Raw genomic sequence first — 14055 nt, forward strand, 5'->3', positions numbered from 1 at the left:
CTATTGTCCCCGATTCACGCCCCCTCGCCCACCGGGAATGCGGGCCGCCGCCGCTTCGGTAGTGCCGGCCGCTGGCCGGCAACCTCATGAACGCAGGACGCACCGTGCAGTTGCCGGCCAGCGGCCGGCACCACCAAGGCTTCAGATCATTCCTCTTCTTCTTCCGGCACTTCATCCGCATTGAGCGTGCGTGCCTTGCGCTTCGGCGCGGTAAACGGCGTCGGCGTCGGCACACCCGGCAGCGCGCTGCCGAACACCATGTGCGCGCCGGCCCTCAGGCTGCCACCGGCCATTTCCAGCTCGAAGCGCTCGGCATCGCGCTCGCGGATCTGCTCGGCAATCTCGCGCGCATCGTCTTCGTCCGCGCCCAGCTCCACCAGTGCCGCCTGCCCGAACAGCAGTGCCGACTCGAAGGTTTCGCGGATCTGGAAGTCCACGCCAGCATGGATCAGCCGCAGCGAATGTTCGCGGTCGAACGAGCGCACCAGCAGCTTGGCCTGCGGGAATTGATGAGCAACCAGTTCGACGATGCGGTCGGCATCCTCGGCATTGTTCACACACACCGCAATCGCCCGTGCACTGCCCGCGCCAGAGGCATGCAGCACGTCCAGCCGGGTGCCGTCGCCGTAATAGATCTTGAAACCAAAGCGCTCGGCGTTGTGGATCATCTCCACATCGTTGTCGATGATGGTCACGTCCACGTCGCGGGCCAGCAGCGACTGGCTGGCCACCTGGCCGAAGCGGCCGAAGCCGATCAGCAGCACGCTGCCGGACAGGCCATCGGCGGTATCCACGCCTTCCAGGCTGACGGTCGGCGTCGGCGCCACGCGCTTGTAGACCAGCACCACCAGCGGCGTCAGCGCCATCGACAGCACCACCACGGCGGTGAAGTTGGCATTGATGTCCAGGCTGATCACCCCGGCACTGGCTGCGGCGGAGAACAGCACGAAGGCGAACTCGCCGCCCTGCGCCATCAGCACGCCACGGTCCAGCGCCTGCGCATGGTCACTGCCCATCAGGCGCGCAACCACGTAGATGCACAACGCCTTGGCCGCCATCAGCGCCACCACCAGACCGAGGATCATCGGCCAGTTGCCGGCCACCACGCCCAGGTCCAGCGCCATGCCCACGCTGAGGAAGAACAGGCCCAGCAGGATGCCGCGGAACGGTTCGATGTCTGCTTCGATCTGGTGGCGGAAGGTCGATTCGCTCAGCAGCACGCCGGCCAGGAACGCGCCCATCGCCATCGACAACCCGGACAGCTGCATCAGCAGCGCCGCGCCCAGCACCACCAGCAGTGCGGCGGCGGTCATCACTTCGCGCGCCTTCGATTCGGCCAGCACGCGGAACAGCGGATTGAGCAGGAAGCGGCCCACCAGCACCAGGCCGACGATGGCGCCCACGCCGATCGCCACCGACATCCAGCGCGAACCTTCGCCATCGGCACTGCCCGCAGCCGGAGCCATCCACGCGACCAGCGCCAGCAACGGCACGATCAGCAGGTCTTCGAACAGCAGGATCGAGACGATCTTCTGCCCCGACGGCAGCGCGATGTCACCGCGCTCGGCCAGCAGCTGCATCACCACTGCGGTGGAGGTGAGCACGAAACCGGTGGCGCCGATGAAGGCGATCTGCCACGGCAGCCCGAACAGCTTGGCGATGCTGGTCAGCACCAGCGCGCAGGTGACGATCTGCAGCGTGCCCAGCCCGAAGATTTCCTTGCGCAGGCTCCACAGGTGCGAGGGCCGCATTTCCAGGCCGATGACGAACAGGAACATGACCACGCCGAGTTCGGCGGTATGCAGGATCGCCTGCGGGTCGGAGAACCAGCCCAGCCCGAACGGGCCGATCGCCAGGCCGGCGGCGAAGTAGCCCAGCACCGAGCCCAGGCCGAGCCGACGGAACAGCGGCACCATCACCACCGCTGCGCCCAACAGGGCGACGACCTTGACCAGCTCGCTGGTCGCTGCTTCTACCGCCATGCGGTGGGTTCCCCGGAAATCGAAATCGGCCTCAACGATAGAGCAACACCGATGACGGCAATAGCACGTGTGTTGCGTTTTATTGTCTTGGAGATGGAACGATAGCGGGAGTGGCCCTAGGCATCATCCCGAAACCGTGCGCGCCCCTCGGTGGGCGCCAACCCGATTCGGTAGGCGCCAACCTTGGTTGGCACAAGCGCCGACCAAGGTCGGCATCTACCAGGGCCCCGCCCCCGCCCCGCCCTCACCCGCCCCGACAGAACGCGGCGTAATCGATATACCCCGGGAACGGCACGCCCGGCGCGCACACCGCGCACTGCGGGTCCGGCCCGATGCGGGTCTCGCGGAAGCGCATGCCCAGCGCGTCAAAGCGCAGCAGGCGGCCCACCAACGGTTCGCCGATGCCCAGCAGCAGCTTCAGCACCTCGGTGGCCTGCAGCACACCTGCCAGGCCGGGCAGCACGCCCAGCACGCCGGCCTCGGAACAGTTCGGCGCGAACTCCGACGGCGGCGGCTCCGGGAACAGGCAGCGGTAGCACGGCGCCACGCCGCGCTGGCGGCCGGCATCGAACACGCTCACCTGGCCATCGAAGCGCTCGATGGCGGCGTAGACCATCGGCGTGGCGTGCTTGATGCAGGCGTCGTTGAGCAGGTAGCGCAACGGGAAGTTGTCCGAACCATCCAGCACCACGTCAACGTCCTGCAGCAGGCGGTCCACGTTCTCCGAGGTGACCCGCTCGGGCACGGCCTCGACCTCGATGGACGGGTTCAACGCCAGCAGCCGCTCACGTGCCGAATCAACCTTCAGCTGGCCGACGCTGGCCTCGGTATGCACGATCTGCCGGTGCAGGTTGCTGCGCTCGACACGGTCGTGGTCGGCAAAACGCAGGTGGCCTACCCCGGCGGCCGCCAGGTAGAAGCCAGCCGGCGCGCCCAGGCCACCCGCGCCCAGCACCAGCACCCGAGCCTGCTGCAGGCGGCGCTGCCCAGCCTCGCCCACCTGCGGCAGCAGCAGGTGGCGAGAATAGCGGTCATAGAAATCGCGGTCGGCGGCGCTGGTCAGTGGCTGCACCAACGGCAGCGCCAGCTCGCGCCAGGCCACGGTGCCGCCGGCAACGGAGGTCACGTTCGTGTAGCCCGCATCCAGCAGCGCCTGCGCTGCATCGGAAGAGCGCTTGCCGCTCTGGCAGATCAGCAGGATTTCCTGTTCCGGTAGCGGCAGGTGCGCGGCCGGGTCGGCCAGAAGTTCAGCCTTGGCCACGCCACGCGCGCCCTCGGCCATGCCGCCGGCCCGCTCGTGCGCCTCGCGCACGTCGATCAGCACCGCACCATGGGCCACGCGCGCGCGCGCCCGCTCGGGGGAAAGCTCTGGAATGCTCATGGCGTCCATTGTAGAGCCGGGCCCCATGTTGACGGAGCCGACGGCGCGTAGGACCCTCTGGCCGGTGAAACCATCGATCAATCCCGTACAGACCGAGCACCTGGTGCTCCGGCCGTTCTCATGCGCCGACGGCCCCGAGGTCTTCGCCGGCATCACGCCAACGCTGACCCGCTTCATGGCATTCGATCCGCCGGACTCTTTTGCGGCATTCGAAAAGATCGGCCAGGAATGGCTGCGCCTGATCGAGGAAGGCGCGGAATACACGTTCGTGATCCGGCATCTGCAGGACGGACGCTTTGTGGGCATCGCCGCCGTGCACCGCGCTACCGAGGGCGAACCCGAGCTTGGCATCTGGATAAGCGAGCGCGAGCACGGACAGGGCTACGGCCGCGAGGCAGTGCGCGCCGTCGTCCACTGGTGCGCGGAACGGCTCGCTGCGGTCGCCTATCGCTACCCGGTGGCGGTGGACAACGTGGCCAGCCGGCGGATTGCCGAAGCACTGGGCGGCCAGGTGGTCGGCACCGAGCAGAGCGCGAAGTTTGCGTCGGTGATCTATCGGATTCCGGTGCCGGGGCTGCCTGGCTGAGGTTGCCGGCCAGCGGCCGGCACTACCGACAGGATCGCCACAACGAGAAAGGCGGCCCTGCGGCCGCCTCTCGTGAATCACTTGCCCTTGACGTGCTTCATCAAGCGCCGCTTGGCCTTGACCTGCCGTTCGGTCAGCACGTTCTTCTTGCCTTCGTACGGGTTGGCACCCTCGCGGAAGATGAACTGCACCGGCGTACCGATCAGCTTGAAGCGCTTGCGGAAGAAATTCTCCAGGTAGCGCTTGTACGACTCCTGCAGTTCCTTCAGGCGGGTGCCGTGCACGATGAAGGTCGGCGGGTTGGCGCCGGCCGGGTGCACGTAACGCAGCTTGGAGACGTGGCCGCGGATGGTCGGCGGCGGGTTGGTCTCGTAGGCCACTTCCAGCGCCTTGTTCACTTCGCTGGTGGTGAAGGTCTTGTTCGCCGATTCGTGCGCGCGATGCACCGCACGGAACAGCTCACGCAGGCCCGAGCCATGCTTGGCCGAGATGCGCACCGATTCAGCCCACGGCACGAAGCCCAGGCGCAGCGACAGCATCGTTTCCGCCTGCTCACGCTGGTAGTCGGTCAGGCCGTCCCACTTGTTGATCGCGATCACCAGCGCGCGGCCGGCATCCAGCACGGCGCCGAGCACGGTGGCGTCCTGGTCGGTCACGCCTTCGGTGGCGTCGAGCATCAGCACGGCCACCTGGCACTGCTCGATCGACTGCATGGTCTTGACCACCGAGAACTTCTCGACGACTTCGTCCACGCGCGAACGGCGACGCAGGCCGGCGGTGTCGATCAGGCGGTACTCGCGGCCATCGCGCTCCAGGTCCACCGAGATCGAATCGCGGGTGGTTCCCGGAACGTCCGAAGCGATCATACGCTCTTCGCCGAGGATGCGGTTGACCAGGGTCGACTTGCCCACGTTGGGGCGACCGACGAAGGCGATGCGGATGCGGTTCGGATCGTTGTCCAGCTCTTCGCCGCTGCCCTCTTCCGGCAGGCGCTGGATGACCTCGTCAAGCAGGTCGTCCAGGCCCTGGCGATGGGCAGCCGACAAGGTCAGCATCTCGCTGAAGCCGTAGCGGGCGAACTCCGAACGCACGGTGTCTTCGTCGGTGCCGTCGATCTTGTTGATCAGCAGCAGCGTCGGGCGCGACAGCTTGCGCAACCAGGCCAGGATCTCATCGTCCATCGCCGAGGTGCCCTCGCGGGCATCGACGACGAACAGGATCAGGTCAGCTTCGCCAGCGGCAGCGCGGGCCTGGCGCGTGGTAGCACCAGCCAGGCCTTCTTCTTCCTCTGCGATGCCGCCGGTATCGACGACGAGGAAATGGTTGTCCTCGTCAAGCCGGCAGACGCCATAGTTGCGGTCCCGGGTGACGCCGGGCTGGTCATGGACCAGGGCGTCACGTGTACGGGTCAGTGCATTGAATATGGTCGACTTGCCGACATTCGGCCGTCCAACCAGGGCGACCAAAGGCAGCATCGCGATTACTCCGTATTAATTTGCCAACCGGAATGCGGTCAGCTTGCCATCAACGTTCTGCACCAGCAGCACTCCATCGACGACGATTGGCTGGGCCAGAAGCGCATCACCGCCGCTTTTCGCCCGCGCCGCCATCGCGCCATCGGAGGCCTGCAGCCAATGCAGGTATCCCTTGTAGTCACCGACCACCACGTAGTCGCCGTGCAGCGCCGGACCGGTCAGCGAGCGCCGGGCCAGTGCGGTCTGCGACCACATCGCCGCGCCGCTGGCCTTGTCCAGGCCGAACACGCCGCCCTTGTTGTCGGTAACGAAAACATTGCCCGAAGACACCGCCACACCGCCGGCACCGCCGTGGTCACGCGCCCACATCGGGCGACCAGTCGGGCCTTCGATGGCCATGGTCTGGTTCTTGAAGCTGCTCACGAACAGCGTGTTGCCGTCGAGCACCGGGGCGCCATCGACGTCGGCCATGCGGTCCAGCTCGGTACGGCCTTCGCCGGTACCCACGTTCTGGTCCCACAGCGTGCGGCCGTCCTGCATGGCCAGCGCAGCAACGCTGCCCTCGTCCTTGCCGATGAACAGCACGCCCGGACCCGCCACCACCGCCGCGTTGCCACGCACGGTCAGCGCCGGCAGCTCGCTGGGGTTGAACCACTTCTGGGTGCCGTTGCCGGCATCGAACGCGGTGACGCGACCATCATTGCTGCGCACGAAGACCATGCCCTGGGCAATGGCCGGTGCGGCGATGACTTCGTTGGGCACGCGTGCGCGCCACTTCTCGCTGCCATCGTTGATGTCCAGCGCGATCACCTGGCCATCGAGGGTACCGATGACCACCAGGTTCTCGCCGACGCCCGGACCACCGGACAGCCGCAGCTTGGCCTTCTTCTTTTCCTTCTTCGGCTCCCAGGTCCAGACCTTCTTGCCGGTCTGCAGGTCGATGGCGTGCACGCCACCGGTGATCGCCGCGGCGAACACATGGCCATTGGCCACTGCCGGGCCCTGGCGTACGCCGATGCGGCGCTCGCCCTTGCCCAGGTTGACCGACCAGGCCTTGTTGACCTTCAGGGTCGGCTCGAACTTCACCAGTTCCGCCGGCTCCTGTGCCTTCTTCGCTGCTGCGTCCTTGCCGGCGAACCAGCCCTTCATGGTGCTGCAACCGGACAGCGCCATGCCAAGCAGGAGTACGGTGGCGACGCGCGTGATCATGACCTTCTGACTCATCAAACCGACTCCGCAGGGGCGGCGACGGTGCCGCCGGCGTCCATAACCTTGGTTTCCAGCAGTCGCCGCTGCGGCGCTGCCACGTCCAGCGTCTTCAGCGCCTTCTCATACTGTTCGCGGGCCGCGTCACGCTTGCCCTGCGCCATCAGCGCATCGCCATGGATTTCCAGGCTGCTGCTGTCGGTGGCGCTGCCCAGCAGCTTGATCGCTTCATCGCCCTTGCCGGTAGCCACCAGCAAGCGTGCCACGCGCTGGTCGACCACGCGCTGCAGGTCGCCTTCGACCTTCACCGCGCGCAGGGTGGCCAGCGCCTCTTCATTCTTGCCGGCATCGACCTGGGCCTTGGCCAGCTGCAGCGCAGCCAGGTCGCCGTAGATGCTGGACGGGCCAGCCTCCAGCGCCTTGACCGCCTTCGCAGCGTCGTCGAGCTTGTTCTGCTGCAGGCCCACCAGGGCCTTCTGGTACTCGACATTGGCCGAAGCCAGCTTGCCGCCCTGATCCTTCTGGTACCACTGCCAGCCGGCAATGGCACCGATGGCGATGACTACGCCACCGAGGATGCTGGCACCATTCTTCCGCAGCCAGCTGCGGACGCGTTCACTTTGTTCGTGCTCGTCGAGCAGGTCGTCGATCGCCATGCGTACTCTCGCCCCGCCCATCGGGAGGGACCATTGGGATTATCGAAGGTGGTGAAACCGCGCCTCAGTGTGAAACCGGGACAACGGAGCCTTCAGAGGATACCTGAAAGCGTGCCACGTTGGCTCGCTGATAGGGCGTCAGATCGACGATAGCGCCATTCTGCTGAACCTGGACCGCCGAGGCGTTGCCCAGGGTGACCCGGGCCACCTGGCCGGGGGTGAAGCTGCGGGTCTCGCCCGCCTTGATCAACGCCTTCTCTACGCTGCCGCCATCCGGACCGGCGATATCGACCCAGCTGTCGCCACTGAACTGCATGTCCAGGTTGGCAGCAGCGGCCGGCGCAGCGCGTGGCACCGGGGCCAGCGAGGCAACGTAGGGGGTAGCAGTCGGCTTGGTGACAGGTGCGGCCGCCACTTCGGCGGGTGCCGCGGCGGCGGACCCGGGACCGGCCGGGGTAACCGGTACGGCGGCCGGGATCACATCCAGCGAGGCAGTGTTCGGCGAAGGTGCGGTGCCATCGAAGTGACCACGGGTGGCGAACCAGACCGGGACCGCCAGCACGGCGGTAATACCGACATACAGCGCACGGCGGCCGAGATTCTCGGCGATCCGGCGCGCACGCGGGGTATGGGTGTGGCTGACCAGCGTCGGCGGAACCACCGGTCCAACCTGGGCCTGTTCCAGCAGTTCGCTGACGTCGACGCCGAGCAGGCGGGCATAGCTGCGCAGCTGGCCGCGCACGAACACCGGCGCCCCCAGCTTCTCCCACTGCTCCTGCTCGAGCGACCTCACCACTTGAACCGGCATGCGCAGGCGCTGGCCGACGTCTTCAAGGGTCAGTCCGGCGGCCTCACGGGCCTGGCGCAGGCGGGTGCCGCAGCCGGCCACAGTCTCGAGATCGCTCACAGTCTGGTCATCAATCACAATGCATCAACCCTGGAGTTAGGAGCCCGCGTCCTGCGGAAATTCCTGTCGAATCCGCTGAAGATAGCGATCAGATGCTGCCTGATCACCCAGCCGCGCCTCGATTTGAGACGCAAGTTGTAACACGGAACGCGTGGCCGGTGCAGCCGCAATCCTACGTTCGGCGAAGGCCCGAGCTTCCATGAACTGGCCGCGACGGAAGCTCAGCTGGGCCATCGCCTCCAGCGCGACCGGGTTGCCAGGCACCTGGGACAGGGCGGCACGCAGGTTGCGTTCGGCGCGATCAAGCTGCCCGGCATCCAACGCACAGCTGCCGCCGTTGGCCTGCGCCTCGGCCGGCGTGGTGTAGCTGCGCGCCTGCAGCGCACGATCGAACCAGGCCAGCGACTCGGCAGCCTGTCCGTTCTGGCACAGCCAGGCACCATAATTGTTGAGCACGTCCCCCCGCTGCGGCGCCAGTTCGGCGGCCCTGCGGAAACCTTCCCCGGCCTGTCGGGTGCGGCCACGCTGATCATCGATGCCGGCCAGCAGCACCAGTGCATCGGGGTCGGCAGGCGCCAGCTTGATCGCATCGCGCGTCTTGCGCTCGGCCGCATCGAGGTTGCCGCTCTGCATGTCGCGGGCGGCCAAGGCGAGCAGATCCGCGGCGCGGACCTGCCGGCGAACACCTTCGGGGTCGCGGACCGAATAGACCGTCGCCTGGCTGGGGCCCAGCTTGGCCTTGGGTTGCGACTTGCAAGCGGTGACCGAGAGGGCCAGCACGGCTGCAAGCAGCGCCAGCCAGAAGCGGTCAGGCCGCGGCATCGCTCCCCTTCCCCGCCTGCAGCGTCTTGTTGAACTCGGCCTGGCGGCGCGTGCGATCCATCACCTGGCCCTTGAGCTGGCCACAGGCGGCGTCGATATCGTCGCCACGGGTGCGGCGCACCATGGTCAGCACGTTGCTGTCGAGCAGGATCTTCTGGAAGGCGCGGATATGCGCTTCTTCGGAACGCTCGTAGCGGGTACCCGGGAACGGGTTGAACGGGATCAGGTTAACCTTGCCCGAGTCCCTGGCCTGCACCGCGTTGTCGAACTGGTGCATCAGCCGCGCCAACTGGCGGGCGTGCTCGGGCTGGTCGTTGATGCCCTTCATCAGGGTGTATTCGAAGGTGACCGATTCGCGGCGCTTGTTGGCGCGCAGGTAGCGTGCGCACGAAGCCATCAGCTCGGCGATCGGGTACTTCTTGTTGAGCGGCACGAGGGTCTCGCGCAGCTCGTCGTTCGGCGCATGCAGCGACACCGCCAGCGACACGTCGCTTTCGGTGGACAGGCGGTCGATCTGCGGCACCAGGCCGGAGGTCGACAGGGTCACGCGCTTGTTGGCCAGGCCGTAGCCCAGATCGTCGCGCATCACGCTCATGGCACGCACGACGTTGTCGAAATTCATCAACGGCTCGCCCATGCCCATCATCACCACGTTGGTGAGGCGGCGCATCTGGTGCGGCACGTTGCCCAGGTGGCGCGCCGCGATCCACACCTGGCCGATGATCTCGGCGGTGGTCAGGTTGCGGTTGAAGCCCTGGGTGGCGGTGGAGCAGAACGTGCAGTTCAGGCCACAACCGACCTGCGAGGACACGCACAGCGTGCCGCGGGTCTTGTCGGGGATGTACACGGTCTCGATGGCGTTCTTGCCATCCACGCCCATCGCCAGCAGCCACTTGTGGGTGCCGTCGGCGGAGGGCTTGTCGAAGATGATGTTCGGGACGAGGACCTCGGCATGCTCCTGCAGCTTGGCGCGCAGAACCTTGCCGAGGTCGGTCATCTCATCGAACTCGGTGACGTAGCGATGGTGGATCCACTTCATCACCTGATGGGCGCGGAATTTCTTCTCGCCGAGAACCTCGACGAAAAACTTCTCCAGGCCCGCGCGATCGAGGTCGAGCAGGTTCTGCTTGCCAGCCGTGGGTGCCGACTTCGGCAGCGGCTGGATGGCGATTTTCTGTACGACCTCGTTCACGGCATTACTCTCAGCGCGAGACGACTTCGGTGGCGGCGAAGAAGTACGCGATTTCAATCGCGGCATTCTCGACCGAGTCCGAGCCGTGGGCGGCATTGGCATCGATGGATTCGGCGAAGTCGGCGCGGATGGTGCCCGCAGCGGCTTCCTTCGGGTTGGTGGCGCCCAGCAGGTCGCGGTGTGCCAGGACGGCGTTCTCGCCTTCCAGGGCCTGGATCATCACCGGGCCGGAGATCATGAACTCGACCAGTGCGTTGAAGAACGGACGCTCGCGGTGCACGGCGTAGAAGCCTTCGGCTTCACGGCGCGACAGCTGCTTGTACTTGGCGGCCACGACCTTCAGGCCGGCCTTTTCGAAGCGGGCGTAGATTTCGCCGATGACGTTCTTGGCAACGGCGTCCGGCTTGATGATCGAAAGGGTGCGCTCCAGCGCCATGGGATGTCTCCAATGGAATCGGGCCGCTGATGGCCCGAAGGGTAACAAAAAAAAAGCCGCGTCGAAACGCGGGCTTAGCCTGATAAACGTGCACGGATTGTAAAAGATAAAGCGGCAGGGTGGTAGTGCCGGCCGCTGGCCGGCATTGGCCGCCATTCAACCTCGGGGCTGCCGGCCAGCGGCCGACACTACCCCCATTCACCCACCTGAGCGGATTCTGACCAGCCCGAGCATTTTTGCTGCACTGCAAAATGCCATACGGTACCGTCTGGTTCTAGTATCAAACAATCGTTTGATTAAGGTCCGCCCGCCCGATGGCCAAGCCCGCCCACTTCTCGACCAAGGACCGGATCCTCGGCGCCGCCGAGGAGCTGTTCGCCCAGCACGGCTTTGCCGGCACCTCGCTGCGCCAGGTCACCAGCCAGGCCGACGTCAACATCGCTGCGGTCAACTACCACTTCGGCTCCAAGGAAAACCTGGTCAACGAGGTGTTCCGCCGCCGCATGGACGAGATGACCGGCGCCCGCCTGGCCCAGCTCGAGCGTGCCCGCAACGAACACCCCGGCCAACTGCGGCCGGTGCTCGCCGCCTTCGTCGAGCCGGCCCTGGCGCTGGCCCAGGACCGTCAGAACGGCGGTGCCTTCGTCCGCGTGATCGCCCGTGCCTACGCTGAAAAGAACGACAACCTGCGCAAGTTCCTGTCCGACCACTACGGCCACGTGCTGCGTGAGTTCGGCAAGGCGATCGCCACCTGCGTGCCCGGCCTGAGCAAGGAAGAGCTCTATTGGCGCCTGGATTTCCTCGCTGGCTCGCTGACCTATGCCATGGCCGATTTCGGGCTGATCAAGCGACCTGCCGGTGTCACCGAAACGGCGCATCGTGCCCATGCCGCCCATGAACTGATCCATTTCGCCGAGGCCGGATTCCGTGCCGCCGCCCGCAGCGGCAGCGCCCTGCCCGCCTCCATTGATTCCACCCAGTAACTGCTGACCAACAAAGGCCCTACACCATGTCCAATTCCCTGCTAGTCCGCCGCGCCGCCGTGCTGGGTGCCGGCGTCATGGGTGCCCAGATCGCCGCCCACCTCACCAATGCCGGCGTCGACACCGTGCTGTTCGACCTGCCTGCCAAGGAAGGTCCGGCCGATGGCATCGTGCTGAAGTCGATCGCCAACCTCGGCAAGCTGAGCCCGGCGCCGCTGGCCAGCAAGTCGCTGGCCGAAGCCATCACCCCGGCCAACTACGAGACCGGCCTGGAACAGCTGAAGGACTGCGACCTGATCATCGAGGCGATCGCCGAGCGCATGGACTGGAAGCAGGACCTGTACAAGAAGATCGCCCCGTTCGTGGCCGACCACGCCGTGCTGGCCTCCAACACCTCGGGCCTGGGCATCAACAAGCTGGCCGACGTGCTGCCCGAACAGCTGCGCCACCGCTTCTGCGGCGTGCATTTCTTCAACCCGCCGCGCTACATGCACCTGGCCGAGCTGATCCCGGCCACCACCACCGACGCCAGCGTGCTGGAAGGCCTGGAAGCGTTCCTGGTCACCACCCTGGGCAAGGGCGTGGTGTACGCCAAGGACACCCCGAACTTCATCGGCAACCGCATCGGCGTGTTCTCGATCCTGTCCACCATCCACCACACCCAGGAATTCGGCCTGGGCTTCGACGAAGTGGACGGCCTGACCGGCCCGCTGGTCGGCCGCCCGAAGTCCGCCACCTACCGCACCTCCGACGTGGTCGGCCTGGACACCATGGCCCACGTCATCAAGACCATGGGCGATACCCTGCCCAACGACCCGTGGCATGAGTTCTTCAAGTCGCCGAAGTGGCTGGATGCGCTGATTGCCAAGGGCGCACTGGGCCAGAAGACCGGCGCCGGCATCTTCCGCAAGGTCGGCAAGGACATCGTGGTGCTGGACCTGGAAAAGCAGGACTACCGTCCGGCTGACCGCGCCGCCGCACCGGAAGTGGTCGAGATCCTGAAGATCAAGAACCCGGCCGAGAAGTTCGCCAAGCTGCGCGAGAGCCAGCACCCGCAGGCGCACTTCCTGTGGGCGACCTTCCGCGACCTGTTCCACTACAGCGCCTACCACCTGGCCGACATCGCCGAGACCGCGCGCGACGTCGATCTGGCCATCCGCTGGGGCTACGGCTGGTCGCTGGGCCCGTTCGAAACCTGGCAGGCTGCCGGCTGGAAGCAGGTGGCGCAGTGGATTGCCGATGACATCGTCGCCGGCAAGAGCATGAGCAACGCCCCGCTGCCGGACTGGGTGTTCGATGGCCGCGATGGCGTGCATGCCGCCGAGGGCAGCTACAGCCCGTCGCGCAACGCCAAGCTGCCGCGTTCGTCGCTGCCGGTATACCAGCGCCAGCGCTTCCCCGATCCGCTGCTGGGCGAGAAGTTCGCGCCGGGCGAGACCGTGTTCGAGAATGACGGCCTGCGCATGTGGCACGACGGCGATGGCATCGCCGTGGTCAGCTTCAAGACCAAGATGAACACCGTGTCCGACCACGTGCTGGATGGCCTGCAGGAATGCGTCACCCGCGCCGAGAAGGATTTCCAGGGCCTGGTGATCTGGCAGCAGAAGGAGCCCTTCTCCGCCGGTGCCGACCTGGCTGGCGCCCTCGGCCTGCTGCAGGCCGGCAAGGTCGACCAGTTCGAAGAAATGGTGCACAACTTCCAGCGCACAAGCCAGCGCATCAAGTACTCGCTGGTGCCGGTGGTGGCTGCGGTGCGTGGCCTGGCCCTGGGTGGCGGCTGCGAGTTCCAGATGCACAGCGCCAAGACCGTGGCCTTCCTGGAAAGCTACATCGGCCTGGTCGAGGCCGGCGTCGGCCTGCTGCCGGCAGGCGGCGGCCTGAAGGAACTGGCCGTGCGCGCATCGCAGGCCGCCGGCCCGGGCGGTGACGTGTTCGCCGAACTGAAGAAGACCTTCGAGACCGTGGCGATGGCCAAGGTGTCCAACTCGGCGGTCAACGCCCAGGAACTGGGCCTGCTGCGCAGCACCGACAAGGTGGTGTTCAACAGCTACGAGGCCCTGTACATCGCCAAGGCCGAAGCACGCGCCCTGGCCGAAGCGGGCTACCGTCCGCCGCTGCCGGCACGCCGCATCCAAGTGGCCGGCGACGTCGGCATCGCCACCTTCAAGATGATGCTGGTCAACATGCTGGAAGGCCGCTTCATCAGCCCGTACGACTACGAGATCGCCGAGCGCATCGCCACCGTGCTGTGCGGCGGCAAGGTCGACCGCGGCACCCTGGTCGACGAAGAGTGGCTGCTGACCCTGGAGCGCAAGCACTTCGTCGAACTGGCCCAGCAGGAAAAGACCCAGGCCCGCATCGCGCACATGCTGAAGACCGGCAAGCCGCTGCGGAACTGACGGAAGACATCGGTAGTGCCGGCCACTGGC

At 66.3% G+C, this 14055-nt stretch carries 12 protein-coding genes; 3 read left to right on the forward strand and 9 right to left on the reverse strand.

The genetic code is table 11. The annotated features are described in order from the left end of the window. Positions 1–146 precede the first annotated feature (146 nt). Positions 147–1982 carry a monovalent cation:proton antiporter-2 (CPA2) family protein gene (locus AC1DCU_RS12770; RefSeq protein ID WP_059063917.1) on the reverse strand — a complete coding sequence of 612 codons (1836 nt, stop codon included), beginning with the start codon at positions 1980–1982 and terminating at the stop codon, positions 147–149. A gap of 244 nt (positions 1983–2226) precedes the next feature. Continuing rightward, a complete protein-coding gene (gene moeB / locus AC1DCU_RS12775; RefSeq protein WP_313446562.1) occupies positions 2227–3363 on the reverse strand; it encodes a molybdopterin-synthase adenylyltransferase MoeB in 1137 nt (378 codons plus the stop codon). On the opposite strand from moeB, the gene AC1DCU_RS12780 reads away from it, so the two are divergent. Then, the gene (locus AC1DCU_RS12780; protein ID WP_442252299.1) at positions 3362–3949 is read left to right on the forward strand and encodes a GNAT family N-acetyltransferase; all 588 of its coding nucleotides are present in this window, start codon (positions 3362–3364) and stop codon (positions 3947–3949) included. The genes moeB and AC1DCU_RS12780 overlap by 2 nt on opposite strands. Before the next feature lie 77 nt (positions 3950–4026). Here the strand turns inward: AC1DCU_RS12780 and der are convergent, their stop codons facing one another. The 7 genes from der to ndk all read right to left on the reverse strand — a co-directional run bounded on the left by der (position 4027) and on the right by ndk (position 10643). Continuing rightward, positions 4027–5424 carry a ribosome biogenesis GTPase Der gene (gene der, locus AC1DCU_RS12785; protein WP_478013535.1) on the reverse strand — a complete coding sequence of 466 codons (1398 nt, stop codon included), beginning with the start codon at positions 5422–5424 and terminating at the stop codon, positions 4027–4029. A gap of 15 nt (positions 5425–5439) precedes the next feature. Then, complete coding sequence (gene bamB / locus AC1DCU_RS12790; RefSeq protein ID WP_088100629.1) at positions 5440–6648, reverse strand: outer membrane protein assembly factor BamB; 1209 nt, start codon at positions 6646–6648, stop codon at positions 5440–5442. Further along, the gene (locus AC1DCU_RS12795) at positions 6648–7286 is read right to left on the reverse strand and encodes a YfgM family protein (protein ID WP_025874997.1); all 639 of its coding nucleotides are present in this window, start codon (positions 7284–7286) and stop codon (positions 6648–6650) included. The genes bamB and AC1DCU_RS12795 overlap by 1 nt, the downstream gene beginning before the upstream one ends. A gap of 64 nt (positions 7287–7350) precedes the next feature. Next, on the reverse strand, positions 7351–8211 hold the full coding sequence (locus tag AC1DCU_RS12800) for a helix-turn-helix domain-containing protein (protein WP_431602223.1): 861 nt from the start codon (positions 8209–8211) through the stop codon (positions 7351–7353). 18 nt (positions 8212–8229) lie between these two features. Continuing rightward, positions 8230–9015, reverse strand: a complete 786-nt coding sequence (gene pilW / locus AC1DCU_RS12805; protein WP_032977559.1) for a type IV pilus biogenesis/stability protein PilW — start codon at positions 9013–9015, stop codon at positions 8230–8232. Continuing rightward, on the reverse strand, positions 9002–10207 hold the full coding sequence (gene rlmN, locus AC1DCU_RS12810) for a dual-specificity RNA methyltransferase RlmN (protein WP_032977561.1): 1206 nt from the start codon (positions 10205–10207) through the stop codon (positions 9002–9004). The genes pilW and rlmN overlap by 14 nt, the downstream gene beginning before the upstream one ends. A 10-nt stretch (positions 10208–10217) precedes the next feature. After that, positions 10218–10643, reverse strand: coding sequence for a nucleoside-diphosphate kinase (gene ndk / locus AC1DCU_RS12815; RefSeq protein WP_008265389.1), 426 nt, complete (start codon positions 10641–10643; stop codon positions 10218–10220). A gap of 314 nt (positions 10644–10957) precedes the next feature. On the opposite strand from ndk, the gene AC1DCU_RS12820 reads away from it, so the two are divergent. Next, positions 10958–11626: a TetR/AcrR family transcriptional regulator gene (locus AC1DCU_RS12820; RefSeq protein WP_025875011.1), complete on the forward strand. Its 669-nt coding sequence runs from the start codon at positions 10958–10960 to the stop codon at positions 11624–11626. Between the two features lie 26 nt (positions 11627–11652). Next, positions 11653–14025, forward strand: coding sequence for a 3-hydroxyacyl-CoA dehydrogenase/enoyl-CoA hydratase family protein (locus AC1DCU_RS12825; protein WP_478014184.1), 2373 nt, complete (start codon positions 11653–11655; stop codon positions 14023–14025). Positions 14026–14055: the final 30 nt, after the last annotated feature.

The sequence above is a fragment of the Stenotrophomonas sp. 10L48 genome, from assembly GCF_056395105.1.

Bases quoted from the DNA above. Each gene is read 5' to 3' on its own strand.
- AC1DCU_RS12780 (WP_442252299.1), top strand. From the start codon at position 3,362: ATGGCGTCCATTGTAGAGCCGGGCCCCATGTTGACGGAGCCGACGGCG.
- pilW (WP_032977559.1), bottom strand. From the start codon at position 9,015: ATGCCGCGGCCTGACCGCTTCTGGCTGGCGCTGCTTGCAGCCGTGCTG.
- AC1DCU_RS12825 (WP_478014184.1), top strand. From the start codon at position 11,653: ATGTCCAATTCCCTGCTAGTCCGCCGCGCCGCCGTGCTGGGTGCCGGC.
- ndk (WP_008265389.1), bottom strand. From the start codon at position 10,643: ATGGCGCTGGAGCGCACCCTTTCGATCATCAAGCCGGACGCCGTTGCC.
- bamB (WP_088100629.1), bottom strand. From the start codon at position 6,648: ATGAGTCAGAAGGTCATGATCACGCGCGTCGCCACCGTACTCCTGCTT.
- AC1DCU_RS12820 (WP_025875011.1), top strand. From the start codon at position 10,958: ATGGCCAAGCCCGCCCACTTCTCGACCAAGGACCGGATCCTCGGCGCC.
- AC1DCU_RS12770 (WP_059063917.1), bottom strand. From the start codon at position 1,982: ATGGCGGTAGAAGCAGCGACCAGCGAGCTGGTCAAGGTCGTCGCCCTG.
- der (WP_478013535.1), bottom strand. From the start codon at position 5,424: ATGCTGCCTTTGGTCGCCCTGGTTGGACGGCCGAATGTCGGCAAGTCG.
- AC1DCU_RS12795 (WP_025874997.1), bottom strand. From the start codon at position 7,286: ATGGCGATCGACGACCTGCTCGACGAGCACGAACAAAGTGAACGCGTC.
- moeB (WP_313446562.1), bottom strand. From the start codon at position 3,363: ATGAGCATTCCAGAGCTTTCCCCCGAGCGGGCGCGCGCGCGCGTGGCC.